At 60.1% G+C, this 24,345-nt stretch carries 18 protein-coding genes and 1 pseudogene; 13 read left to right on the plus strand and 6 right to left on the minus strand.

Annotated elements, in window-relative coordinates; translation table 11 throughout:
• Positions 1-47: 47 nt before the first annotated feature.
• The 10 genes from OPU96_RS01995 (at position 48) to OPU96_RS02040 (ending at position 15,953) form a co-directional block, all read left to right on the plus strand.
• Positions 48-6,449: a hypothetical protein gene (locus tag OPU96_RS01995; RefSeq protein WP_498558561.1), complete on the plus strand. Its 6,402-nt coding sequence runs from the start codon at positions 48-50 to the stop codon at positions 6,447-6,449.
• 254 nt (positions 6,450-6,703) lie between these two features.
• Complete coding sequence (locus OPU96_RS02000; protein ID WP_305392578.1) at positions 6,704-8,014, plus strand: ABC transporter substrate-binding protein; 1,311 nt, start codon at positions 6,704-6,706, stop codon at positions 8,012-8,014.
• Between the two features lie 160 nt (positions 8,015-8,174).
• Positions 8,175-9,101: a carbohydrate ABC transporter permease gene (locus OPU96_RS02005; RefSeq protein ID WP_135288205.1), complete on the plus strand. Its 927-nt coding sequence runs from the start codon at positions 8,175-8,177 to the stop codon at positions 9,099-9,101.
• Positions 9,102-9,111: 10 nt separating this feature from the next.
• Positions 9,112-9,942 carry a carbohydrate ABC transporter permease gene (locus OPU96_RS02010; RefSeq protein WP_003173672.1) on the plus strand — a complete coding sequence of 277 codons (831 nt, stop codon included), beginning with the start codon at positions 9,112-9,114 and terminating at the stop codon, positions 9,940-9,942.
• A 22-nt stretch (positions 9,943-9,964) separates the two neighbouring features.
• Positions 9,965-11,068: an ABC transporter ATP-binding protein gene (locus tag OPU96_RS02015; protein ID WP_498558562.1), complete on the plus strand. Its 1,104-nt coding sequence runs from the start codon at positions 9,965-9,967 to the stop codon at positions 11,066-11,068.
• 16 nt (positions 11,069-11,084) lie between these two features.
• Positions 11,085-12,560 (plus strand): mannitol dehydrogenase family protein, encoded by a 1,476-nt coding sequence (locus tag OPU96_RS02020; RefSeq protein WP_498558563.1) that lies wholly within the window; start codon positions 11,085-11,087, stop codon positions 12,558-12,560.
• Between the two features lie 54 nt (positions 12,561-12,614).
• Positions 12,615-14,096 (plus strand): xylulokinase, encoded by a 1,482-nt coding sequence (xylB, locus tag OPU96_RS02025; protein ID WP_498558564.1) that lies wholly within the window; start codon positions 12,615-12,617, stop codon positions 14,094-14,096.
• 12 nt (positions 14,097-14,108) lie between these two features.
• Positions 14,109-15,047: a carbohydrate kinase family protein gene (locus tag OPU96_RS02030; RefSeq protein WP_192299769.1), complete on the plus strand. Its 939-nt coding sequence runs from the start codon at positions 14,109-14,111 to the stop codon at positions 15,045-15,047.
• A 171-nt stretch (positions 15,048-15,218) separates the two neighbouring features.
• The gene (locus OPU96_RS02035; RefSeq protein ID WP_192299624.1) at positions 15,219-15,473 is read left to right on the plus strand and encodes a DUF2790 domain-containing protein; all 255 of its coding nucleotides are present in this window, start codon (positions 15,219-15,221) and stop codon (positions 15,471-15,473) included.
• An 81-nt stretch (positions 15,474-15,554) separates the two neighbouring features.
• Positions 15,555-15,953, plus strand: a complete 399-nt coding sequence (locus tag OPU96_RS02040) for a hypothetical protein (RefSeq protein ID WP_226457125.1) — start codon at positions 15,555-15,557, stop codon at positions 15,951-15,953.
• Here the strand turns inward: OPU96_RS02040 and OPU96_RS02045 are convergent, their stop codons facing one another.
• Positions 15,954-16,220, minus strand: coding sequence for a DUF1652 domain-containing protein (locus tag OPU96_RS02045; protein ID WP_305392573.1), 267 nt, complete (start codon positions 16,218-16,220; stop codon positions 15,954-15,956).
• Positions 16,221-16,478: 258 nt separating this feature from the next.
• Positions 16,479-17,447 (minus strand): annotated as a pseudogene (gene ilvA, locus OPU96_RS02050) (threonine ammonia-lyase, biosynthetic); the annotation flags it as partial.
• 254 nt (positions 17,448-17,701) lie between these two features.
• Here ilvA and OPU96_RS02055 point away from each other — a divergent pair.
• Positions 17,702-17,902 (plus strand): ParD-like family protein, encoded by a 201-nt coding sequence (locus OPU96_RS02055; RefSeq protein WP_226457126.1) that lies wholly within the window; start codon positions 17,702-17,704, stop codon positions 17,900-17,902.
• Complete coding sequence (gene map / locus OPU96_RS02060; RefSeq protein ID WP_192299629.1) at positions 17,902-18,663, plus strand: type I methionyl aminopeptidase; 762 nt, start codon at positions 17,902-17,904, stop codon at positions 18,661-18,663. The genes OPU96_RS02055 and map overlap by 1 nt, the downstream gene beginning before the upstream one ends.
• Here the strand turns inward: map and sfnG are convergent.
• Positions 18,635-19,732 carry a dimethylsulfone monooxygenase SfnG gene (gene sfnG, locus OPU96_RS02065; RefSeq protein ID WP_463983946.1) on the minus strand — a complete coding sequence of 366 codons (1,098 nt, stop codon included), beginning with the start codon at positions 19,730-19,732 and terminating at the stop codon, positions 18,635-18,637. The two genes, map and sfnG, sit on opposite strands and share 29 nt — an antisense overlap.
• A 255-nt stretch (positions 19,733-19,987) precedes the next feature.
• Between sfnG and OPU96_RS02070 the strand changes: the two genes are divergently transcribed.
• The gene (locus OPU96_RS02070) at positions 19,988-21,226 is read left to right on the plus strand and encodes an acyl-CoA dehydrogenase family protein (protein WP_192299631.1); all 1,239 of its coding nucleotides are present in this window, start codon (positions 19,988-19,990) and stop codon (positions 21,224-21,226) included.
• 73 nt (positions 21,227-21,299) lie between these two features.
• On the opposite strand, the gene OPU96_RS02075 is transcribed toward OPU96_RS02070, so the two are convergent.
• The 3 genes from OPU96_RS02075 to OPU96_RS02085 form a co-directional block, all read right to left on the minus strand.
• Positions 21,300-22,085 (minus strand): sulfite exporter TauE/SafE family protein, encoded by a 786-nt coding sequence (locus OPU96_RS02075; RefSeq protein ID WP_226457130.1) that lies wholly within the window; start codon positions 22,083-22,085, stop codon positions 21,300-21,302.
• A 153-nt stretch (positions 22,086-22,238) separates the two neighbouring features.
• Entirely contained in the window at positions 22,239-23,540 is a 1,302-nt protein-coding gene (locus tag OPU96_RS02080) for an ATP-binding protein (RefSeq protein ID WP_226457131.1), read from the minus strand.
• A gap of 3 nt (positions 23,541-23,543) precedes the next feature.
• Positions 23,544-24,245 (minus strand): response regulator, encoded by a 702-nt coding sequence (locus OPU96_RS02085; protein WP_192299634.1) that lies wholly within the window; start codon positions 24,243-24,245, stop codon positions 23,544-23,546.
• Positions 24,246-24,345: the final 100 nt, after the last annotated feature.

The raw sequence follows: 24,345 nt of genomic DNA on the forward strand, positions 1-24,345 counted from the left end.
GGTTTACGGGAAGTTCTTTCTCATATTCGCAGCTATCCAGGCCCTCTATGATCAGACTTTCGCAGTCCACTCCCGCAGTGACCACTCCACATTTTGACACGCAGCGCCCACCCGTCGAGCGCGCAACCCCCTCTGTCACCTCCAGCGTCATCGGACTTTTCAATCGGCGCACCGAACAAGATCCAACACCCTCCACCCCGTCCGTTGACGTGCCGGCCAGCACGCGTCTACATATTGAATACCTGCTCAGATTTGCCGTGGCAAAAGGGCAACCCAGCCTGGCCGAGCAGATCAAACAACGCGTAATGAGCACCCCTGACCCGCTGAGCGCCTCTGCAGTACGGGCCGACGTAGAGAAACTTCTTGACCAGCCAAGTGCGCTCAATCCGCAAAAAAGCTACGCCCAGTTGATTAAAGAAATACTGGGGGGCACAGCGCACAGTGCGCCGAACATTCGTCCTATTTCATCGCGCTCACGTCGAGACCTGCAAAACACGCCCCCCACTCAAGACTCAGGCAAAGCCCTGTTGCGCAAATTCGCCGACACCCTGGTTAACAAGAGTGATGGGGAGATGGCGATCAATACAGCCTACACCCTGATCAACGCATTGCTTAACGCTGAACAACTTGCCTCAAAAAACCAGATGTATGTGGTGCCCGTCGAGCCCGACTCCACCTTTGGCATGGCCCTGGCCGAGCTGGATGATGCGCTGCGCTCGGAACCCTTCAAGTCGTTTGCCCAAACCCATGACATCGATATTGAATCTTTGGTGTTTGACCCCGCCGGGAGCATTTATATACAGCGGGAGGACGAGGACATCGACATCCGCCATTACGATGAAAACAGTTTTATAAAAGCCACATCAGCGGTGTTCAAAGCCGTCACAAAGCTGGCGGGCCCAGGGGGTGAACGCTTCGGATTTCACGGGCGGGATCAGGCACTTCCCGAGCAGGTTGCCAACTTCTATGGCATGCAACTGCCCAGTGATTATTCCCGCGACTTCAACGGCGATACGTTGTTCAGGATTGGGCAGTTGATTCATGAAGGAACATTCCCTTCGCTGAGTAATACCAATCCGCTCTACGAGAGCCAATTTGCCCCCGTCAAGCAACGTCAACGGGACGCCAAGCAACACATCGTCGATCTGCCAGCGCAACAACTGGATCAACCTCTCGCTCGCCATGCTTCATTGACAGCGGCCCAGACAGTGCAGAACGCAGACAAGGCGCTCGCGTGGCAGTGCAGCAAGATGCTGCTAAAACAAGTGCCAGAACTGAATGGTGGACGTGATAGAACACCGCCTATCCTCGATACCATTCCAGAATATTCAACCTTCAATCAGGTCCGCCAACAGCTCCTGAATGCACTCACAGGCCCGGCTTTCAGCGATTTTGCGCAGAAGCATGGCGTTGACCCCATGACTGCGCGCATCAACCCCAATGATGGAAGCCTGACTGCCAGCGTGAACCGGGTGCAAACCACCTTCACCGTCAACGATGTGTCGGAAGACTGGAGCAATGTCTGGGACGCGATAAAGGATGCGGTGCAACAGATGGCTGCGGGCTCCAATGCGGATGTGCATTACCCCACTGCGTCTACCGCCACACTGGAAGAGGTGATGCGTTTCTACAATGAAGAAATGCCCGCTCAACCAGACACAAAACCACAAGAAGCGAACACCCCCCGACTCACGACGTTACTAAGCCACGGTTTGGAGTTGGTTCGAAAAAGCAGTTTCAAAGCACTGGTCGACACATCATTGAACGATCCCAGGTCTGTTGCCGTACGCAAACACCAGGACACCGTGACGAAAATGCTGGCCTCTGCGCCGCTGACTCTCTCGCCGATTCAAAACCTGGCCGCCGCCATCACCGCCAACCGCCCTACGCCAGTGGAAACTGCAAATAACCGCGAAGAACTTTTGGCGCGCGCCGAAGTTGAACTCGCAACCACTGTTCATCGCGCAATGCTTGAGCTCAAAGCCAAACCGGAGCAAGCCGCGTCAAAAATCATCCAACCGATACCGGCCAACAGCCTGTTCGGTGAATGGCAGGCCTATCTGAATAAAGCCCTGCAGGGCCGCGGTTTCCAGGAATGGGCACGTAATCAAGGGGTTGACCTCGCGACCCTGCGCTATGACCCCACCGACAACGCGCTGGTTGGCAAAGTGCAGGGAGTGGACCAGCGCTTCACTACCCGCGACTTCGCGAAACAGTATCCCGAACACTTTGATGTGCTCGAGCCCGTGCTGACCGCGGCAAAGGCATTCGCGAACGATACGCACCCTATCGCACTGTTTAACGCCGAATCCAGCGGCGCACCTTACCAATGGGTGGCCAACTTTTATAACCTCAGCGACCTTCCAGGCAGCCCGAAATTCGAACAACAGGTTGCGCTGATGGGCCGTACCCAACAGTTCCCCGACCACCCTGATGATCCACAAAGCGTAGTGGCCTTTGTGGGCCGGCAAAAAACCGCACTGGGTGATAGCAACAACCGGTATGGGCTGATCAACGAACTGAAAAACTGGACGCCGGACAGCGGCTCCAAGGACTTTGTGGTCGACCCGGACTCTTCTTACCCGCCTGACGGTACGACGTCGGTTGCAACCTTCATCTCGCAAAACGACTGGTACCCAGTGCGTTCAAGGTCAGACGCTGACCATTTGCTGGCCGCCTTGCAGACGCCGATGCCACAGTCCCCACCCCTGGGCAATCGCTGGGGGTTCCTGTCAACACAACTGCCGTTGAGTACCGAACAACGCAACGTACTGGTCAACGAGGTGAAAGAGGCGATAGGCCCCGACACCCTCCTCAACTACCTCGGCAACCAGGTGACCACACTCGACACCAACCCTGAACGCGCCTTGGAGCAACTGCTCACCAGCGACAAGGCGCTTGATCTTGCCGAGCACCTGCAAACCCAGATGAAAGGCGCCTTGACCCCATCCAGCGCTAAACAATGGCTTTTGACCGCCTTGGTACTGGAGCTTGATCCAACGGCCGGCACTCAACACAAGACCGTTGCAGGTGCGGATTTAACGGACCCTGATAACGTCGGGCGCGGCGTTTCATCTATCCGCGACCGATTTGACCAATACCTGACCGCCCAGAAAGATATACCTGCCCACCTTGCACCCATAGCGTCATACGTGTTGCTGTCAGGGGCTGCGCCGCAGTTGTTGGTCAACGAGGTACCGAAACAAATAACGCTTGGCTCCCCAGAGTATTTCAACTTTACGGCAGCGGTAAACCTGGTCGAGTGGACTGCACCCGGCGCTAGCGCAAACATGACCTACCCGCAGGTCATGAGGCATTACAACATCCAGCCTGTTTCAGCACTGGAAACGCAGATACAAAGTTACGCACAGATGGCTCCCTTACTGGAATGGGCCTCCATCCATAACAAGATCGACAAGAACAACTACACCCTGGAACAGTTGAAAGACAGCCAGCAAAAACTCCAGACACAGATCAATAACACCACCGAAGCGGTGCGCTGGCTAAGCACGACTGAAGCGCCCAATAGACGGGATATGGCGCTTAAGGTACTAAGAGAACAGTTCGGTGCCGATATTGATTATGAAAAACGCTTTATGGTGGAAAATGAATTCGCCGGCATAATCACCGGTAATCATTACAGCCTCGTAGAGATCTATGAAGCAGGCAGGCTGGATGAAAGCTGGATACAGGAAGGCAATCATGTGGACTTCAACAGCCTGCGTGAAAAAGCCAGAGAGCCTGGCTTTCCGATTATCAACGATGAATTCGACAAGGCCATAAAAGAAGATTTCAACCTCCGCAGACAGCACACCACGACGTTGTTCGAAAACATGCTCAAAAAAATGCCTGTCGAGGAGCAAAAGAGCCTGCTCTATGGCGACGTAGAGTTTTTGAATGTTGAAGGCACCCACAGTGGCAGTGGCAGTGGCATGTTGATAACGTCGAATTACAACGGGGTCAGAAGAGATTTCGCGGTTTATCCGACATGGGGCCAGATCGTAAGAATTGCAGACATTGATCCGAATACACCACTGGGCCAAAAAGTCAGCCTCGACATTGATGCCCAGGCGTTCAAAAGCGGCGAGGAACCCAAGCAAGGGGTTAAATCAGAGGTTGTATTGCGCGTCACTGATCAACACCTGCTGAATGACAATAACGAACCTTGGCCGTTGGAAGTGACCCTTCCAGCCCACAACGAAAATGACACGTTCTCTCCAAACTATGTGGCCGGCAGAATTTCCAAATTGGCCAAGGTCATGATCGACTCGACTTACCTGAATAAAAGCGAGTTTGTAAACCTTCACCGCAATTGGTCCAGCAATACACTCGAAACGGCCACCGAGCCCAGTGACTTCTTCAAAGCGCTGTGGCACTCCTTGCCCGGGGCCAGCACGCTGGAGGACCTCTATCATGGCCAGTTCCTCAAAGCAGCCGTAGACCTTGCCATTGATGTCGCGATCGCGATGGCCACAGAGGGCGCAGGCAATCTGTGGAGCTTGGCAAAATCTGCGGCGTCCTGGGCGGCTGCCAAGGTATCTGCGGGGTTTATCGAGAAGTTTGGCGTTAAAGAAACGGAAGCGATTGCCCTCAAGGACTTCACGGCTGCCACGACCACGCAATCGACTCGCTCCCTGAGCCGGCTACAGAATGGCCAGCTCACTGAGCAGACAGCGGATATGGCAAATGGCAGCGTGTCACTTTCCGGGGCTCAGGGCAGGGTCGAACTCACAGCCATACGCCAGGGCGGCGAGTGGTATGCCTACGACGCGAAGACCGCGGCCGCTTACGGTCCTGCGCTTGAGGGTTTTGTGTCTGACACCTCATCGATCGTGAAACAGGAAACCTTTTCCGACGGCACCCAAGCCCTGGTTACCGAAAAACCTTTGGCCGCAGACGCGTACACCATCACGCGCACCCATGGCTTCGACTTGATCAATGAGGGCAAGGTTTATCGCTACGACTCCCGCAATCCAGGCTTGCTACGCGATCTGGAGTCGGCCGATCACTACCAGCCACTGGAAGGCTTCGAAGCTTTCTGCCCGGCCCCCGGTATCGGCGGCCGCATCAAGCGCGGCGCCAACGACACGTGTTTTACCAAGGTCACCGAGGACGTATCCGGCGAGTTGAAACAGGAACTTCAGGCGCTTGAGCACGTGCGCTTGTTTCCCTCGGCACCGAAGTTCCTGCGAAAGAACCAGTTTGTGGTTTTCGAACGCCGCCGCTGGAAAATGCTCGACGCAGACACGGGGCCAAAATTGATTCCGGTGCCTGAGACCACGCCCATCACCTACAAACCAACGATCACCGGCACGCTCAAAAACGAACCCCAATTCGGCTTTTTCAGCGCACAAAGCAGTGAGGGGCTGGAGCGCGAAACACGTGTGGTCAAGCTCAACCGCATCACTGATGCCGTCGACGATAAACGTGAACTGCGTGGCGTGATCGTTAACGGCCCGGCACGCGGCAGTACCGCCAAATACCTGGTGATCGAGGCGGATACCGCCGAGTTCTACTACGCACAATTGGAGAAGGAACCCGGCAGCCAGCTGACGTTCTACAAATGCACACCTAACGAGCTGCCGATGGTGACTGCTTACCGGAATAAATTCAGCATTCGTCAAGGTGCTGCCACTTTACCGTTTGATGCCAATTTCATTGCGCTGCCGAAATTGAAATCTGCCTTTGAAGAACTGGAGCGCGCGGGCTACTTGAAAGAAGATATAGATGACTTAAAAGCACAGTGCAAAACGCTGACCGAGGAACAGCAACGCGAGGTTGTCTATCAGCTGCAGCGGGCCAAAGCGATCGATAAAGCGAATATCGCCTTGAAACCCAACCAGGTTTCCGCGCTGGCCAAACCCGCCGACTTCACCTCGTGGACCGCTGAGCAGCAAAACAAATTCTACGCACAACAAACGCAAGACAGCGTGAACCGTTCCATGAAAGCCACCGGCCTGGGACCTGCTAACCAAATGCGCTCTAGAGCGGACGAGGCCCGCACTGACGCGGCGAATATGACGATTGGCTGGTTGCGCAGGACCGTACCGCCTGGGGCGTTGAACCATTCAAACCTGATTTTGAAGTCCGGGGCTGGAAACTGTGGGGAAATGGCATTGCTATCCGGAGACATCATCGAAAAAAGCGGAGGAAAAGCACAGCAATGGTATGTGGCAGGAGGCGACCACGTGTTCACAGTTGTCGGCGGACCGGCTTCAGCAGGTAAAGCCACCGTTGATTTTTCACAGGCCGAATGGAAAGACGCCTGGATCGTCGACCCCTGGGCCGACATTTCATGCAAGGCATCCGAGTACACCGAGCTAGTGAAGAATAAAATGGCTGAGTGGGACGCAAAAGGCCTGCAAATTTACACCCGTGGTGAATGGCGTAAGCCGATGGACCCACAGTGGATCAAAGAGCTGACCACGCTTGAAAAAAAATCCTATTAAACCGTAGCGTCTCAACCTCCAAAGACCTGGCGCTGCCGCGCTATTGACGGCGCCAGGTTTTCGGTTGCAAGCCAGCTTCAAGCAGTCACCTGAACTGAAGTGCAAAAAAGTATCAGTCCCAGTGCGCCCAAGGATTTGTCACATCGCCATTTCAAGGCTGTAATCGACGCACACTCTTCCTGACTCCCTGTAGGAAGACACAACAACAATAACTGTCCTTCTGTAGCCCCCCGGGCGCGGAAAAGGAGTGCGCGATGAAGTTCACAGCAAAAGTTCTGCTTGCCTCTACCTGCTTGACTATCAGCGCCGTCAGCCTTGGCGCGCAGACCCTGACCATTGCCACCGTCAACAACAGCGACATGATCCGCATGCAAAAGCTCTCGAAAACCTTCGAGGCCGAGCACCCGCAGATCAAGTTGAACTGGGTGGTACTCGAAGAAAACGTGCTGCGCCAACGCCTGACCACGGACATCGCCACCCAGGGCGGGCAGTTCGACGTACTGACCATCGGCATGTACGAAGCAGCACTGTGGGGCGCCAAGGGTTGGCTGGAACCGATGAAGGATCTGCCTGCATCCTACGACCTCGACGATGTGTTCCCTTCAGTGCGTGACGGTTTGTCGGTCAAGGGTTCGCTGTACGCCCTGCCGTTCTATGCCGAAAGCTCGATCACCTACTACCGCACCGACCTGTTCAAGGACGCCGGGCTGACCATGCCCGAGCATCCGACCTGGACGCAGATCGGCGACTTCGCCAGCAAACTCACCGACAAGACCAAAGAACAATATGGCTTGTGCCTGCGCGGCAAAGCCGGCTGGGGCGAGAACATGGCGCTGATCACCACCCTGGCCAACGGCTACGGCGCGCGCTGGTTCGATGAGAAATGGCAGCCGCAATTCAACGGCCCCGAGTGGAAAGACGCGCTGAACTTCTACGTCGACAACATGAAGAAATCCGGCCCGCCGGGTGCGTCCAGCAACGGTTTCAACGAAAACCTTGCACTGTTCAACAGTGGCAAGTGCGCCATCTGGGTCGACGCCAGCGTGGCCGGCTCGTTTGTTACCGACAAGACCCAGAGCAAGGTGGCTGACCACGTCGGCTTCACCTTTGCTCCCCACGAAAAAACCGATAAAGGCACCTCGTGGCTGTACTCCTGGAGCCTGGCGATTCCCACCAGCTCCAAGGCCAAGGACGCCGCCAAGGTGTTCACCAGCTGGGCGACCTCCAAGGAATATGGCGAGTTGGTGGCCAAGACCGACGGTGTGGCCAACGTACCGCCAGGCACCCGTAAATCCACCTACAGCGATGAATACATGAAGGCGGCGCCGTTTGCCAAGGTGACCCTGGAATCGCTGAAAGTTGCAGACCCAACCCAACCGACGCTCAAGCCAGTGCCCTATATCGGCATCCAGTTGGTGACCATTCCTGAGTTCCAGGCGATTGGGACGCAGGTGGGCAAGTTCTTCTCGGGGGCACTGACCGGCCAGCAAACCGTTGATGCCGCACTGACCGCCGCGCAGACCACCACCGAGCGCGAAATGAAGCGGGCCGGGTATCCCAAATAAAGTGGGTACACCGCGGTAAATGTGGGAGCGGGCTTGCTCGCGAATGCGTTCTTCCAGTGAATACTTCAGTGACTGACACTCCGTATTCGCGAGCAAGCCCGCTCCCACACTGACCGCGCTTCGATTCTAGTTCTGCATGTACCTGACTGGTTCTGATCCTATGAATACCAACACTGCCCAAGTGCAAACCGCCGTGCCGGACAAGCCGCGCAAAAACCGCCTGGCCAACCCCGGCTGGTTCCTTGTCAGCCCCTCGGTAGCCCTGCTGCTGCTGTGGATGATCGTGCCGCTGGGCATGACCCTGTACTTTTCGCTGATCCGCTACAACCTGCTCTACCCCGGCGAAAATCAGTTCGTCGGGCTGGAAAACTTTACCTACTTCATCACCGATTCGGGCTTCTTGCCCGGCGCCACCAACACCCTATTGCTGGTGGGCAGCGTGCTGCTGATCAGCGTGGTGTTCGGCGTATTGATCAGCGCCCTGCTGGAGGCCAGTGAGTTCCTCGGTCGCGGCCTGGTGCGGGTGTTGCTGATCTCGCCCTTCTTCATCATGCCCACCGTCGGTGCGCTGATCTGGAAGAACCTGATTTTCCACCCGGTGTCGGGGATTCTCGCCGCCGTGTGGAAGTTCTTCGGCGCCGAGCCGGTGGACTGGCTGGCGCACTACCCGTTGCTGTCGATCATCATCATCGTGTCGTGGCAATGGCTGCCCTTCGCCATCCTGCTGCTGATGACCGCCATGCAATCCCTCGACCAGGAACAAAAGGAAGCCGCGCGCCTGGACGGTGCCGGCGCCATCGCGATCTTCTGGCACCTGACCCTGCCCCACCTGGCCCGCCCGATTGCCGTGGTGGTGATGATCGAGACGATCTTTTTGCTCTCGGTTTTCGCCGAAATCTTCACCACCACCAACGGTGGCCCCGGCTATGCGTCAACCAACCTCGCCTACCTGATCTACAACCAGGCGCTGGTGCAGTTCGACGTGGGCATGGCCTCGGCCGGCGGCCTGATTGCCGTGGTCATCGCCAATATCGCGGCGATCATCCTGGTGCGGATGATCGGCAAAAACCTGACTGACAAGCCTTGAGGGCCGCGCCATGACGCTTCAACAATCCCGTCGCCTGCAAAGCCTGTTGCTTGGCACCCTGGCCTGGGCCATCGCAATCCTGATTTTCTTCCCGATCTTCTGGATGGTGCTGACCAGCTTCAAGACCGAAATCGACGCGTTCGCCACGCCGCCGCAGTTCATCTTCACACCGACGCTGGAGAACTACCTGCACATCAACGAGCGCAGCAATTACTTCAGCTACGCATGGAACTCGGTGCTGATTTCCTTCAGCGCTACGGCCTTGTGCCTGCTGATCTCGGTGCCGGCGGCCTACTCCATGGCGTTCTACGAAACCCAGCGCACCAAGGGCACGCTGCTGTGGATGCTGTCCACCAAGATGCTGCCACCCGTGGGCGTGCTGATGCCGATCTACCTGTTGGCCAAGAGCTTTGGCCTGCTGGATACGCGCATTGCGCTGATCATCATCTACACCCTGATCAACCTGCCGATCGTGGTGTGGATGGTTTACACCTACTTCAAGGACATCCCCAAGGACATCCTCGAAGCCGCCCGCCTCGACGGCGCCACCCTGTGGCAGGAAATGGTCCGCGTGCTGCTGCCGATTGCCAAGGGTGGCCTGGCATCCACGGTACTGCTGTCGCTGATCCTATGCTGGAACGAGGCGTTCTGGTCGCTGAACCTGACGTCGTCCGCGGCCGCGCCGCTGACTGCGTTGATCGCCTCCTACTCCAGCCCCGAAGGCTTGTTCTGGGCCAAATTGTCTGCCGTCTCGACCCTGGCCTGTGCGCCGATCCTGATCTTTGGCTGGATCAGCCAGAAGCAATTGGTGCGCGGCCTGTCCTTCGGCGCCGTCAAATAACAATTCCTAGCGGAGGCCCATCATGGCCAACCTGAAAATCAAGAATCTGCAAAAAGGCTTCGAAGGTTTCTCGATCATCAAAGGCATCGACCTGGAAGTGAACGACAAGGAATTCGTGGTCTTCGTCGGCCCCTCGGGCTGCGGCAAATCCACCCTGCTACGCCTGATCGCCGGGCTGGAAGAAGTCAGCGATGGCACCATCGAACTGGACGGGCGCGACATCACCGAAGTGACCCCGGCCAAGCGTGACCTGGCGATGGTGTTCCAGACCTATGCGCTGTACCCGCACATGAGCGTGCGCAAAAACATGTCGTTTGCCCTGGACCTGGCCGGCGTCGACAAGCAGCTGGTGGAGAGCAAGGTCAGCGAAGCCGCACGCATCCTCGAACTGGGGCCGTTGCTGGAGCGCAAGCCCAAGCAATTGTCCGGCGGCCAACGCCAGCGTGTCGCCATCGGCCGTGCGATCGTACGCAACCCGAAGATCTTTCTGTTCGATGAACCGCTGTCCAACCTCGACGCCGCGCTGCGCGTACAGATGCGCCTGGAACTGGCGCGCCTGCATAAAGAGCTGCAAGCGACGATGATCTACGTGACCCACGACCAGGTCGAAGCCATGACCCTGGCCGACAAAGTGGTGGTGCTCAACAGCGGCCGCATCGAACAGGTCGGCTCGCCGCTGGAGCTCTATCACCAACCGGCCAACCTATTTGTCGCGGGGTTCCTGGGCACGCCGAAGATGGGCTTCCTCAAGGGCAAGGTCACCCGCGTCGACAGCCAGAGTTGCGAAGTGCAACTGGACGCCGGCACCATCATCAGCCTGCCACTCAGCGCTGCCAGCCTGAGCGTCGGCAGCGCCGTGACCCTGGGTATCCGCCCGGAACACCTGGAAATCGCCACCCCCGGCCAGACCACCCTGACCGTCACCGCCGACGTCGGCGAACGCCTGGGCAGCGACACCTTCTGCCACGTCAATACGGCCAACGGCGAGCCGTTGACCATGCGGATTCGCGGGGACATGGCCAGCCAATACGGCGAAACCCTGCACCTGCACCTCGACCCGGCGCACTGTCACCTGTTCGACTCCGATGGCGTGGCCGTGGCACGTCCACTGCGCGCTGCCGCCTGATTTCGCGAGATTTGTGATGAAACTGAATAAGCAAAACCTCACCCGCTTGGCGCCAGACGTACAACTGCCGACTTACACCCATACCTCCCAGGGCATTGCCCACATCGGCGTCGGCGGTTTCCACCGGGCGCATCAGGCGTATTACACCGATGCGCTGATGAATACCGGCGAAGGCCTGGACTGGAGCATCTGCGGCGTCGGCCTGCGTGCCGAGGACCGCAAGGCCCGCGACGACCTCGCCGGCCAGGACTACCTGTTCACCCTGTATGAACTGGGCGACAGCGACGACACCCAAGTGCGCGTGATCGGCTCCCTCAGCCACATGCTGCTGGCCGAAGACGGCGCCCAGGCGCTGATCGACAAGCTCGCCAGCCCCGAGATCCGCATCGTCTCGTTGACCATCACCGAAGGCGGCTACTGCATCGATGACAGCAACGGCGAGTTCATGGCCCACCTGCCGCAGATCAGACATGACCTGGCGCATCCCAAGGCGCCGACGACCGTGTTCGGCTTTCTCTGCGCGGCCCTGACCCAACGCCGCGCCGCCGGCATCCCGGCATTTACCGTGATGTCCTGCGATAACCTGCCGCACAACGGCGCCGTCACGCGCAAGGCGCTGCTGGCGTTCGCCGCGTTGCACAACGCCGAGCTGCGTGACTGGATCGCCGCCAATGTGAGCTTCCCCAATGCCATGGTCGACCGCATCACGCCGATGACCAGCGCCACCCACCGTCTGCAATTGCACGATGAACACGGCATCGACGATGCCTGGCCGGTGGTGTGCGAGCCGTTTGTGCAGTGGGTGCTGGAAGACAAGTTCGTCAACGGCCGCCCGGCCTGGGAAAAGGTCGGCGTGCAGTTCACCCATGACGTCACGCCCTACGAAGAGATGAAGATCGGCCTGCTCAACGGCAGCCACCTGGCCCTCACGTACCTGGGGTTTCTCAAGGGTTACCGGTTTGTGCACGAGACCATGAATGACCCGCTGTTTGTCGCCTACATGCGCGCCTACATGGACCTGGACGTCACGCCCAACCTGGCGCCGGTGCCCGGCATCGACCTTACGCAGTACAAGCAGACCCTGGTGGACCGCTTCTCCAACCAGGCGATTGCCGACCAGTTGGAACGCGTGTGTTCCGATGGGTCGTCGAAGTTTCCCAAGTTCACCGTGCCGACCATCAACCGCTTGATCGCCGATGGCCGCGAGACGGAACGTGCGGCGCTGGTGGTTGCCGCCTGGGCCTTGTATTTGAAGGGCGTGGATGAAAATGGCGCGAGCTACAAGATCCCGGACCCGCGTGCGCAGTTTTGCCAGGGGCTGGTGCGTGACGAGGCGTTGATCAGCCAACGGTTGTTGGGAGTGGAGGAGATTTTCGGTACGACTATTCCCAACTCGCCTGAGTTTGTGGCAGCGTTCGAGAAGTGTTATGCGAGCCTGCGCGACAATGGCGTGACTGCAACACTGAAGCAACTCCAGAAGAAACCGAATTAAAAAATGTGGCAGCGGGTTAACACTCCAAACAATAAAACTGCTGAGCAAATCATCATGACCCAGCAAAACCTGTTCCTCGGCATCGACTGCGGCACCCAAGGCACCAAGGCCATCGTCCTCGACGCCACCAGCGGCAAAGTGCTGGGCCTCGGCGCGGCGGCCCACACCCTGATCAGCGGCGCCAATGGTCGCCGTGAACAGCACACCCAGGAGTGGCTCGACGCCTTTACCGAGGCTACCCACCGTGCCTTGCAACAGGCCGGCGTGGACGGCCAGGCCATCCTCGGCATCGGCGTTTCCGGGCAACAGCACGGCCTGGTGTTGCTCGACGAGCAGGGCCAGGTCCTGCGCCCGGCCAAGCTGTGGTGCGACACCGAAACCAGCGCGCAAAACGACCGCCTGTTGCAGCACCTGGGCGGCGAAAGCGGCTCGCTGGAACGGCTCGGCGTGGCGATCGCGCCGGGCTACACCGTGTCCAAACTGCTCTGGACCCGCGAGCAACACCCCGACCTGTTCGCGCGCATCGCCCACATCCTGCTGCCCCACGACTACCTCAACTACTGGCTCACCGGGCGCGCCGTCGCGGAATACGGCGATGCATCGGGTACCGGTTATTTCAACGTGCGCAGCCGCGCATGGGATGTGGCGCTGCTCCAGCATATCGACCCCAGCGGGCGCCTGGTCAACGCGTTGCCGCAACTGATCAAGGCCGACCAGAGCGTCGGTACGATCCTGCCGCACATCGCCGAACGCCTGGGTATCAACCCCAGCGCCATCGTGTCCAGCGGCGGCGGCGACAACATGATGGGCGCCATCGGCACCGGCAATATCGCCCCTGGCGTAATCACCATGAGCCTAGGTTCTTCGGGCACGGTCTACGCCTTTGCCGATCAGCCCAACGTGAGTCCCCAGGCCTCGGTCGCGACCTTCTGTTCCTCCAGCGGCGGCTGGCTGCCGCTGATCTGCACGATGAACCTGACCAATGCCACCGGGGCGATCCGCGAGCTGTTCGAGCTTGACCTCGCCGCCTTCAACGCCCAGGTAGCCGAGGCACCGATTGGTGCCGATGGCGTGAGCATGCTGCCGTTCCTCAACGGCGAGCGCGTGCCCGCCCTGCCCCATGCCAGCGGCAGCCTGCACGGCTTGACCATGAGTAACCTGAGCCGCGCCAACCTGTGCCGCGCGGTGGTCGAGGGCACCACGTTCGGCCTGCGCTACGGCCTCGACCTGCTGCGCCAGACCGGCCTGCAAAGCCAGAGCATCCGCTTGATCGGCGGTGGTTCGAAAAGCCCGTTGTGGCGGCAGATAGTCGCCGACATCATGCACACCGAGGTGATCTGTACCGAACAAAGCGAAGCCGCCGCCCTGGGCGCGGCGATCCAGGCAGCCTGGTGCCAGTCCGGCGAATCCCTGGCCAGCCTGTGCGACAGATGCGTCAGTATCGACCCGGCCAGCCGTACCGTGCCGGTACCGGCCAATGTGAGCGCCTATCAACAGGCTTACGAGCGCTACCAGCAGCTCGTGGCAACCCTTTAAGAGCGAACGACTATGTATCTGGTGTGTGGTGAAGCGCTGTTCGATTTTTTCAGCGAGGAAGATGCCAGTGGGCAGGCGTCCAAGGTCAATTACAAGGCGATTGCCGGCGGTTCACCGTTCAACGTGGCGGTGGGTTTGCGTCGGCTGGGGGTCGAGTCGGGATTGTTGGGCGGCGTGTCGAGCGACTTCCTCGGCAGGCGCCTGGTGCAGGTGCTCAGGGATGAAGGTGTGAGCGAGCAGTTCCTGGTGCAGTTTGCCGCGCCGACCACGTTGTCGATGGTCGCGGTGGGCACCGATGGTTCGCCGCAGTACAACTTCCGTGGCGAGGGCTGCGCCGACCGCCTGCTGGAGGCCCACCATCTACCGCCACTCGGCGCTGACATCCGTGGCCTGCATATCGGCTCCTACTCCCTGGTGGTGCAGCCGGTTGGCGACACTTTGCTCAGCCTGGTCCGCCGCGAAAGCGGCAAGCGCCTGATCAGCCTCGACCCCAACGTACGCCTCAACCCGCAGCCGGACATCCAGCTGTGGCGCGCACGCATCGCCGAGCTGGTGCAGCATGCGGACCTGATCAAGGTCAGCGACGAAGACCTGCACCTGCTTTACCCAGACCAGTCGCCGGAGAGCGTCCTGCAAGGCTGGCTGCAACACCGTTGCCAACTGGTATTCCTGACCCGCGGTGGCGACGGCGCCAGCGTGTTCAGCCGCCAGCACGGCCATTGGTCCGCCCCTGCGGTCAAGGTGGTGATGGCCGACACCGTCGGGGCCGGGGATACTTTCCAGGCGGCGCTGATCACTTGGCTGACCGAGCATGGGATGGACTCGGTAGAGGGCCTGCAACAGCTGTCCCGCGAGCAGATCGATAGCATGCTGGGCTTTGCCATCCGGGCTGCGGCGATGACCTGCACCAAGACCGGTCCGGACCTGCCTTACCGTCATCAACTGGGCTAAATACCACGAAAATGTAGGACAAAGTCGGCGATCATGTAGGTAATCGCTTTTTAAACATGAAGCTTTTGTCAGTAACCCCCGGCATTAATCCATGGTTAATGCTTGGGGCCAACAGTGAGCTCGTCCGCCCATCAGCTCGATGGGCCAATGAACTGCTGTTGGAGAACTGTCATGAAAAGCCAATCCCTGCTGATCGCCCTTAGCCTCACGCTGGCCGCCGTGTCGGGCGTGGCACACGCCGATGCCGAACCCGTGCCGTATCGCTACGGCATGCCCATGGATGTGCAGAAAGTCATTTCGATGAACGAACCGCAGACCAGCGAATGCAAGGTGATCAAGGCCAATATCAAGTTCCTGGACAAGGCCGGCACAGAGCAATATGTGAGCTACAAAAAACTCTCCGATGCCTGCATGTCCCAGAATTGAACAGCGTGCTGACAAAGGGCGGCGTTAGCTGTGCCGACAGGTTATCCTTGCGCGCTGCCCCCACGGCCGAAAGGACTCATCATGCCGCTGCGCTTTCATACGCTCGCCCTGTTTACCGCCCTGCTCTGCTTCGCCCTTGCATTGACGTGGGGCCTGCGCCCCGACTGGCTGCTGTGGTTGTGGAACGTCGAGTATTCAAGTGCCACGGGGCTGGTCTGCCGGCGTAACGCCGCGCTGTTCCTGGCCCTTGGCATCATGTTTTACCGCGTCCGTCACGCACCTGCGTCCGACACACGCCGCGCCATCACCACCGGTTTTATCTGCGGCTGCTTTGTGCTGGCCGCCTTGGGCCTGAGTGAGTGGATCAATGGCAATGCCGGCCCGGGTATCCTGCTGGCAGTGGTGACAGAAATCGTGCTGGGCCTGGCGTTTATCCAGGCCCATAGATCCTCGGTGATTCACCCTCAAACCACAGCCTGATCAGTAGCCGCGCGCTGCCACCCGTTGCAGGGTGGGTGCGTGGCTGTGCTTGAGGTCTTCGCGCAACCCGGTGATCAGGCTGCAAATGGCGCGACTGCTGTCGAGCTTGTCGGCGTTGATGCCTTTGACTTCCAAATCCACCCGGTCACGGTCGCGGTCGTCATAGACCTTGATCGTCAGCGAAGCATCTTCGGCTTTGGTGCATTCGCACCGTTTGGGCAGGAAACTCGTTTCAATGATGCTGCGAAGTTCCAATTCCGAAAGCATGGTCAACCTCTCCTTTCATGAGACTGCCAATCGATTGTTGTGAGTCCGGCAGGCACTGGCCTGCCGCGTCTTGCCGACCCTGGCAGACGTTTACAGTCAATAAGCCTACTCGGCAAAATCCGACCTTGTTGTAACCTTTCCTCATAAGCGCGCAGCACGGTTATATAAGTTGGACGGTGCCGTTTAAAACATCGTCGAACCGCCGCGATTAAACGTTTAACCCGGCGCCCCGATTCAAGCCACAGCTTGCGCAGCCACTCTTTCTGCAACATGTCGCAAACTATCGAAGTTGATATTCGCCCCGGAATTCACCGCCACCAAGGTCTGCCCACGGACGCCGCTGCGCGCGACGTACTGGCAAATGCCTGCCACGGCCAATGCCCCCGACGGTTCGGTGATCGAGCGCGTGTCGTCGTAGATCAGCTTGATGGCGCTGCACAGTTGGTCATTGCTGACGGTGATGACCTCGTCCACCCAGTCCTGGCAGATTTCAAAACCATAGGCGCCGACCTGCGCCACCGCCGTGCCGTCGGCAAAACCGTCGACACCGGGCAACACCACCCGCTCACCCGCGCGCAGGGCCGCCAGCAGGCAACTGGAACCTTCGGGCTCAACGCCGATGATGCGCACCTCGGGGCGCAGGTATTTGACGTAGGCCGCGATCCCGGCGATCAGCCCGCCACCGCCCACCGGCACGAAGATCGCGTCCAACGGACCTTGCTGCTGGCGCAGGATTTCCATGGCGACCGTACCCTGGCCGGCAATCACATCCGGATCATCGAACGGCGAAACAAAGGTGCACCCCGACGCTTCGGCCAGTTGCAACGCATGGGCCAGGGCCAACGGGAAACTCGTGCCGTGCAGCACCGCTTCGGCCCCCCGGGAGCGTACGCCGAGCACCTTCAGTTCCGGCGTGGTGGCCGGCATCACGATACGCGCCGCGATCCCCAACTCCCGCGCCGCCAGTGCCACGCCCTGGGCATGGTTGCCCGCCGACGCAGTCACCACGCCCCGGGCCTTTTGCTCGTCACTGAGCTGCACCAGTTTGTTGTAGGCGCCGCGGATCTTGAAGGAAAACGTCGGCTGCAGGTCTTCGCGCTTGAGCAGCAGGGTATTGCCGAGCAACGCCGACAAGGCCGGCGCCGCTTGCAGGGGCGTGCGCACCGCCAGGTCGTACACCGGGGCGGCGAGGATCTTTTTCACATAGTGCTCAAGCAAGGTGCTCATGGGGGTCTCCTGGCGTTGTGTCGAAGGCCCTGGAGACGGATAAACAAAACCCGCCTCTAGGGCGGGTTTGGGTACAGCCGTGCGCTATCCCGCCAAATGAGGAATGGCGGTAATAATCATGCTCGGCTGGGTACGGAAGGCTTGATAGGTCATGCCCTGAAATTAACCGCCGGCGCCGGATGAGTCAACAAAAGGTTTACTCACAACATACGAAACGTATACGCTTTGTATATTACTCAATCACAGTGAACCCCATGGGCATCGTCAAGATCACCGACCAACTGCACGAACAACTGCGCGTGGCCAGCGCCGCGATGGATCGCTCCATCAACGCCCAGGCCGAGTTCTGGATCAAGATCGGCCTGCTCGCCGAACTCAATCCCGACCTGCCCTACAACGCGCTGATCAACAAGCTGCTGCTGGATAAACCCGACCTGATCCGGGGGCGCAGTTGATGATCAAGACCGCCGCACAACTGGCTGTGATGCGTGAATCCGGGCGCCTGCTGGCGCAAGTGTTCGACATGCTCGACGGTTTTGTCGCCGCTGGCCGCTCCACCCTGGAGCTGGATGCCGCCGTCGAAGCCTTCATCCGCAACGACCTGCAGGCCCGCCCGGCCAGCCTCGGCCAATATGACTATCCGTTCTCGATCAACACCTCGATCAACGAAGTGGTGTGCCACGGCATGCCCAGCGCCAAAGCCGTGTTGAAGGACGGCGACATCATCAATATCGACATCACCCTGGAAAAAGGCGGCTACATCGCCGATTCCAGCAAGATGTACATGATTGGCAGCGTCGCCCCCAAGGCCCGGCGCCTGGTCGAGCAGACCTTCGAAGCGATGTGGGCCGGCATCCGCCAGGTCAAGCCTGGCGCGCGCCTGGGCGACATCGGCCACGCGATCCAGAGCCACGCCCAGGCCAATGGCTACAGCGTGGTGCGCGAATACTGCGGGCACGGCATCGGCCGGCAGATGCATGAAGAACCGCAGGTTCTGCACTTCGGCCGCCCCGGCACCGGGCTGGAACTGCGCGAAGGCATGGTGTTTACCGTGGAGCCGATGCTCAACCAGGGCGGCGCCAAGACACGCAGCCTCAAGGATGGCTGGACGGTAGTGACCAAGGACAACAGCCTGTCGGCGCAATGGGAACACACCGTGGCCGTCACGGCGGACGGCTTCGAAGTCCTTACACTGCAAGCTCGCTCACTACATTGATCGCGGCGTTGGCTTCCAGCTCACGCACCAGCGGCAACACGCGCTTGCCGAAGTATTCGACCTCTTCCTGGAAGTGCAGGAACCCGGCGAGCACCAAATCCACCCCCACGGCCTTGAGCGCGACGATGCGTTCGGCAATCTGCTGCGGGGTGCCGATCAGGTTTGTCTTGAAGCCGTCGTTGTACTGCACCAGGTCCTCAAAGCTGGACTTGGCCCAATTGCCCTCGCCTTCCGGCGACGCCTTGCCCGCCTGCCTGGCCGCGTCGCCAAAGGCATTCACCGCTTCCGGGTCGGCCTTGTCGATGATCTCGGCGAGCACGGCGCGGGCTTCTTCTTCGGTGTCGCGGGCGATCACAAAGGCGTTCACGCCGATTTTGACCGAATGGTTATTCGCCGCCGCCTTGGCGCGGATGTCATCGACCTGGGCCTTGATGCCCTGCGGGGTGTTGCCATTGGTGAAATACCAGTCCGACACCCGCGCCGCCATGTCCCGCGCAGCCCGTGAGCTGCCGCCCTGGAACACTTCCGGCTGGCCCAACGGTTTTGGTTTGAGCGTGTAGTTGTTGAAACGGTAGAAATCGCCTTTAAAGGTGAAATCGTCCTCGGTCCAGATGCCCTTGAGCGCGCGGATAAATTCTTCGGAGCGGCGATAACGCTCATCGTGCTCCAGCCAGTGTTCGCCAATAGCCTGGAACTCGCCCTTGAACCAGCCGCTGACGATATTGACCGCGATACGGCCGTTGGTGAGCTGGTCGATGGTCGCCAGTTGCTTGGCCGCCAACGCCGGTTGCCACGGGCCGGGCAGGATCGCGGCGATCACTTTGAGGGTGGTGGTCGCTGCCAGCAGCGCATGGCTGAACGCCACGGATTCATGCTGGTTCTCAGCACCGTAGCCGGCGGTAAAGCGGATCTGGGTCAAGCCATATTCAAAGCCGGCCGCTTCCGCCAGCTGCGCCAGTTTGCGGTTGTAGTCGATGCCCCAGTGGGTGCGTTGCTCGATCTTGCTGACCACCAACCCGCCGCTGACGTTGGGCACCCAGTAGGCAAATTTCACAGGCTTCTGACTCATCGAACACTACCTCGTACAAATGGGATGTACCCAAGGCTTGAGCAGCAAGCGTGCCAGCCGGGGCAAACGCCCGTGGCAAGGGGGTTGCGGCGCTTGGCGGGCCAAACCGTCACTGCACTGGATTACGCCGGTTTGTCGATTCGCTGTTGCCAGGGCAACAGTCACGGCGGCCTTGCCCCCGCAAACACGGGCCCGCGCACCCGGCACGGACTGTGCAATCGCCCTTGCATTGATCACAGCCCAGGAACCCTTGCCATGACCGAACACCACGTCATCAACCCGCTGTCCACCGGCGTCGATTACCCCACGCTGGCCGCCCGCTTCCGGCCGATCTTCGCGCGTATCGCCGCAGGCGCCGTGCAGCGCGAACAGGCCCGCACCCTGCCCCATGAGCCGATCCAATGGCTCAAGGAGGCGGGTTTCGGCGCAGTACGCGTGCCAGTGGAATACGGCGGCGGCGGCGCGTCCCTGCCGCAGCTGTTTGAACTGTTGATCGAACTGGCCGCCGCCGATTCCAACGTGCCCCAGGCCCTGCGCGGGCACTTCGCATTTGCCGAAGACCGCCTCAACGCGCCGCCGAGTGCCGGTCGCGACCTATGGTTCAAGCGTTTTGTCGACGGCGATATCGTTGGCTGCGCCTGGACCGAAATCGGCAACGTCGCCATTGGTGATGTGGTGACCCAGGTCAGCCCTGACGGCGACCAGTGGAAACTCAACGGTGAAAAGTTCTACAGCACCGGCAGCATTTTCGCCGACTGGATCGACGTGTATGCCCAGCGCAGCGACACCGGTGGCGATGTGATCGCCGCCACCCGCGCACGCCAGCCCGGCGTGGAGCACAGCGATGACTGGGACGGCTTTGGTCAGCGCACCACCGGCAGCGGCACCTCGCGGTTTACCGATGCGGTGGTAGAGGCTGAAAACGTCATCGACTTTGCCACGCGCTTCAAATACCAGACCGCGTTCTATCAGCTTGTCCTCTTAGCCAGCCTGGCCGGGATCGGCCGTGCCGCGCTGGTTGACGTGGCCGAGCAGGTGCGCAGCCGCAAGCGCATCTACAGCCATGGCAACGCGCCCCATGTCAGCGGGGATGCGCAGATCCAACAAGTGGTGGGCGAAGTCGCAGCACTGGTCTACGCCGCCGAGGCCAGCGCGTTGAAGGCCACGCTACCGGCACAACGGGCCTATGTGGCGCGGTTTGGCGGGGATGCTGCGGTGGAGCGCGAAGCCAATGTGGCGGCCGAGATTGAATCGGCGACCGCGCAGGTGGTGGTGTCGGACTTGATCCAGCGCGCCACCAGCCAATTATTCAATGCACTGGGGGCATCGGATGTCCGCCAGGGCAAGGCCCTGGATCGGCATTGGCGCAATGCGCGCACAGTGTCGTCGCACAATCCGGTGATCTACAAGGCGCGGATTGTCGGGGATTGGCAGATCAATGGAACTGAGCCGCCGTTTGTGTGGCAGATCGGCAACGGGCCGGCGAGAGCCTGAGGCCAGCCTCGGTGAAACCTGTGGGAGCGGGCTCCCACACAAGCCCGCCCCACAGGTTCAATGGCGTACGGTCTTAGAAGGCGAGTTTGTAGCCGATGGCCATCAGCATCACCGCCAGGCACGGGCGCAGTACGCCGTCCGGGAGTTTGCCGGTCATATGGCTGCCGATGTAGATCCCCGGCAGCGAACCCATCAACAGGAAGCCCAGTAAGTGCCAATCCATGTTGCCCATGCTGGCGTGGCCCAGGCCCGCGACCAGCGTCAGCGGCACGGCGTGGGCGATCTCGGTGCCGACCAGGCGCCGCGTGGCAAGGAACGGATAGAGGATAAACAGCGCCACGGTGCCGAGGGCGCCAGCGCCGATGGACGTCAGCGCGACCATGGTGCCCAGGATAGCCCCGGTAACCACCGTCAACAGGTTCAGGTTGCGCGGGCTCATGTGGTAGCTGTCGCCGGCATGGCGCTGGGCGAAGGCCAACAGCTGCCTCTTGAACAGGATCGCCAGGGCGGTCAGCAGCAGCACCACGCCGAGGGCCTGCTTGATCACCGCGTTCATCGAACTGGGGTCGGTGTGCAGGCTGGCGAGGAACCACAGGGTCAGCAACACCGCGGGCACGCTGCCCAGGGTCAGCCAGCCGGTGATGGTCCAGTCGATGTTCTTGTTCTTGCCATGCACCAGCACGCCACCGGACTTGGTGATTGCCGCGTACAACAGGTCGGTGCCCACGGCGGTGGCCGGGTTGATGCCGAACCACAACAGGATCGGGGTCATCAACGAGCCCCCGCCCACACCGGTCATGCCCACGATAAAACCCACGATCAGGCCGGCAACGACAAAACCAAAATTACCCACATCCATTACAGCTACCTGCGGCCATATAAATTTCTGGCGGCAGGATAGCGATTTTTCTTATAACGACTTATATCAATATGATCTGACTTTAGATCATTTTGTGTTTTTACCCCCTGCATCCCACCGCCCTGCTGGTTCAGCCCTTGGGGGATCGTGGGGTCAAGGCACGCTGGGCAACCACAGGCGAAAGCGCGCGCCGCCCAGCGGCGAGGCCTGGGCGATCAATGTACCGCCTTGGGCCTCCATGGCGCGTCGGCTGATCGCCAACCCCAGGCCGAAACCGCCGGTGGCGCGGTCGCGGCTGCGGTCGAGGCGGTAGAACGGCTCGAAGATACGCTCACGCTGGTCCAGCGGGATGCCGATGCCATCGTCGTCGACCCAGATCTCGCAGCCGTCGGCCCCGACCTTGACCCCCACTTGAATGCGTCCATCGCAGTAGCGCGTGGCGTTGCGCAGCAGGTTTTGCAGCACGCGGGCGGTGAGACGCGGGTCGAGGTTGAAGCGTTCGACGGCGCAGTCCAGGGCCACATCGATGACGATGTCGGGATTCTCCAGTTCGTCATCGACGCTGCCGAGCACGCTGTCGATAAACTCATCGAGCACCACGTCGACCCGCTCCGGCAACTGCGCCGGGTTTTGCAGGCGGCTGTAGGAAAGCAGTTCCAGCACCAGTTCATCCAGCTCGCGGATATGCGCCACCAGGCTTTGCAGGCGTGCGCGGCTGGCCTCGGGCAAGTCATCGGACAGCGCTAGGGCCAGGCCGAAATCCAGGCGCGTAAGCGGTGTGCGCAGTTCATGGGAGACGGCGTTGAGCAAATCGCGTTGCTGGTTGAGCAGGTGCTCGATGTCATCGGCCATGGTGTCGAACACCGCCGCGAGGCTGCCGATGTTGGAGCTTGATGGAATCCGCGTACGCTCCGCCAAATTGCCCCGCCCCAGTTGTGCGGCAGTGCTTTTCAGGCGCTCCAGGTCTCGCCAGTGCGGGCGCAGCCAGACCAGCAGGCACGCCAGCAGCGCGGCGCCGATCAGCACGTTCATCGACCAATACAGCAGGTTCATGTCCAGTGGGTCGGGCGGGATGGTCAGCTTGACCACGAACTGTTGGTTGATCGGCGAACTGATGTCCTCCATCCAACCCCATTCGCCCAGGCGGATCACCGGTTTGCCGGCCGCCAGTTGTTGCTCTTCTTCTGGTGTGTAGCTGGCGTCCTGGCGCAACAGCAATTGCACTTTGAGCGGCGCGAAATCGGCGTTGAGGTGTTCAGTGACCTGGGACCAGCGCTCCACCGGCGCGCGCAGGTATTGCTTGACGATCAGCTTCTGCATGCCCCGCGACTGCTCGACGTTGTAGTCCATGTAGCGGTGTTCGAACAGTTGGATCACCAGCTTGGGAATCAGGAACGTCGCTGCGCTGTAGGTGACGATGATGATCAGGTACAGCCTGAGGAGTACACGAAACATCGCTTAGCATTCCCACTCGGAACGGCTGAACAGGTAGCCCTTGCCCCACACCGTCTTGATCTTGCGGGCTTCGCCGGCGTGGTCGTCGAACTTGCGGCGCAGCTTGGAGATAGCCACGTCCACCGAGCGGTCGGTGCCGTTGAACTCGATGCCGCGCAGGCGTTGCAGGATCTGGTCGCGGCTGAGCACTTCACCGGCATGCCGGGCCAGCACCACCAGCAGGTTGTATTCGCCGCTGGACAGCTCCACCACCTGTTCGCGCCAGGTCACGGTGCGCTCCGACAGATCGATGCACAGGTTGCCCATGATGATCTGGTCGTTGGCCACCTGCGGCTCGGACAGGCTGCTGCGGCGCAGCAAGGTGCGCACGCGGGCCAGCAGCACGCGAGGTTCGCAGGGTTTGGTGACGTAGTCGTCGGCGCCCATTTCCAGGCCCAGCACCTGATCGTGGCTGTCGTCGCGGGCGGTCAGCATCAGGATCGGCAGGCCCGCCGAGTCGGCGCGCAGCAGGCGGCACACTTGCAGGCCGTCGAGGCCGGGCAGCATCAGGTCGAGGATCACCAGGTCCGGCGGGTTCAGGCGTGCGCGTTCACGGACATGATCGCCACGGCTGAGCACACTGACGTGGTAGCCATTGCGTTCCAGGTAGCTGGCAATCAGCTCGGAAAGTGCGGCGTCGTCTTCCACCAGGAGGATGTTGGGCATGGTGTTTCCAGTAGATACGGTTAAAAGTCATACACAAATCCAATGTGGGAGCGGGCTTGCTCGCGAATGCGGTGGGCCAGCCAACTCATCAGGTGACTGA

This window comes from Pseudomonas sp. RP-B7, from assembly GCF_059803535.1.

Bases quoted from the DNA above. Each gene is read 5' to 3' on its own strand.
- OPU96_RS02020 (WP_498558563.1), top strand. From the start codon at position 11,085: ATGAAACTGAATAAGCAAAACCTCACCCGCTTGGCGCCAGACGTACAA.
- OPU96_RS02070 (WP_192299631.1), top strand. From the start codon at position 19,988: ATGACCGAACACCACGTCATCAACCCGCTGTCCACCGGCGTCGATTAC.
- OPU96_RS02085 (WP_192299634.1), bottom strand. From the start codon at position 24,245: ATGCCCAACATCCTCCTGGTGGAAGACGACGCCGCACTTTCCGAGCTG.
- OPU96_RS02005 (WP_135288205.1), top strand. From the start codon at position 8,175: ATGAATACCAACACTGCCCAAGTGCAAACCGCCGTGCCGGACAAGCCG.
- xylB (WP_498558564.1), top strand. From the start codon at position 12,615: ATGACCCAGCAAAACCTGTTCCTCGGCATCGACTGCGGCACCCAAGGC.
- OPU96_RS02030 (WP_192299769.1), top strand. From the start codon at position 14,109: ATGTATCTGGTGTGTGGTGAAGCGCTGTTCGATTTTTTCAGCGAGGAA.
- sfnG (WP_463983946.1), bottom strand. From the start codon at position 19,732: ATGAGTCAGAAGCCTGTGAAATTTGCCTACTGGGTGCCCAACGTCAGC.
- OPU96_RS01995 (WP_498558561.1), top strand. From the start codon at position 48: ATGATCAGACTTTCGCAGTCCACTCCCGCAGTGACCACTCCACATTTT.
- OPU96_RS02035 (WP_192299624.1), top strand. From the start codon at position 15,219: ATGAAAAGCCAATCCCTGCTGATCGCCCTTAGCCTCACGCTGGCCGCC.
- OPU96_RS02040 (WP_226457125.1), top strand. From the start codon at position 15,555: ATGCCGCTGCGCTTTCATACGCTCGCCCTGTTTACCGCCCTGCTCTGC.
- OPU96_RS02075 (WP_226457130.1), bottom strand. From the start codon at position 22,085: ATGGATGTGGGTAATTTTGGTTTTGTCGTTGCCGGCCTGATCGTGGGT.
- OPU96_RS02000 (WP_305392578.1), top strand. From the start codon at position 6,704: ATGAAGTTCACAGCAAAAGTTCTGCTTGCCTCTACCTGCTTGACTATC.
- OPU96_RS02080 (WP_226457131.1), bottom strand. From the start codon at position 23,540: ATGTTTCGTGTACTCCTCAGGCTGTACCTGATCATCATCGTCACCTAC.
- OPU96_RS02045 (WP_305392573.1), bottom strand. From the start codon at position 16,220: ATGCTTTCGGAATTGGAACTTCGCAGCATCATTGAAACGAGTTTCCTG.
- OPU96_RS02055 (WP_226457126.1), top strand. From the start codon at position 17,702: ATGGGCATCGTCAAGATCACCGACCAACTGCACGAACAACTGCGCGTG.
- OPU96_RS02010 (WP_003173672.1), top strand. From the start codon at position 9,112: ATGACGCTTCAACAATCCCGTCGCCTGCAAAGCCTGTTGCTTGGCACC.
- map (WP_192299629.1), top strand. From the start codon at position 17,902: ATGATCAAGACCGCCGCACAACTGGCTGTGATGCGTGAATCCGGGCGC.
- OPU96_RS02015 (WP_498558562.1), top strand. From the start codon at position 9,965: ATGGCCAACCTGAAAATCAAGAATCTGCAAAAAGGCTTCGAAGGTTTC.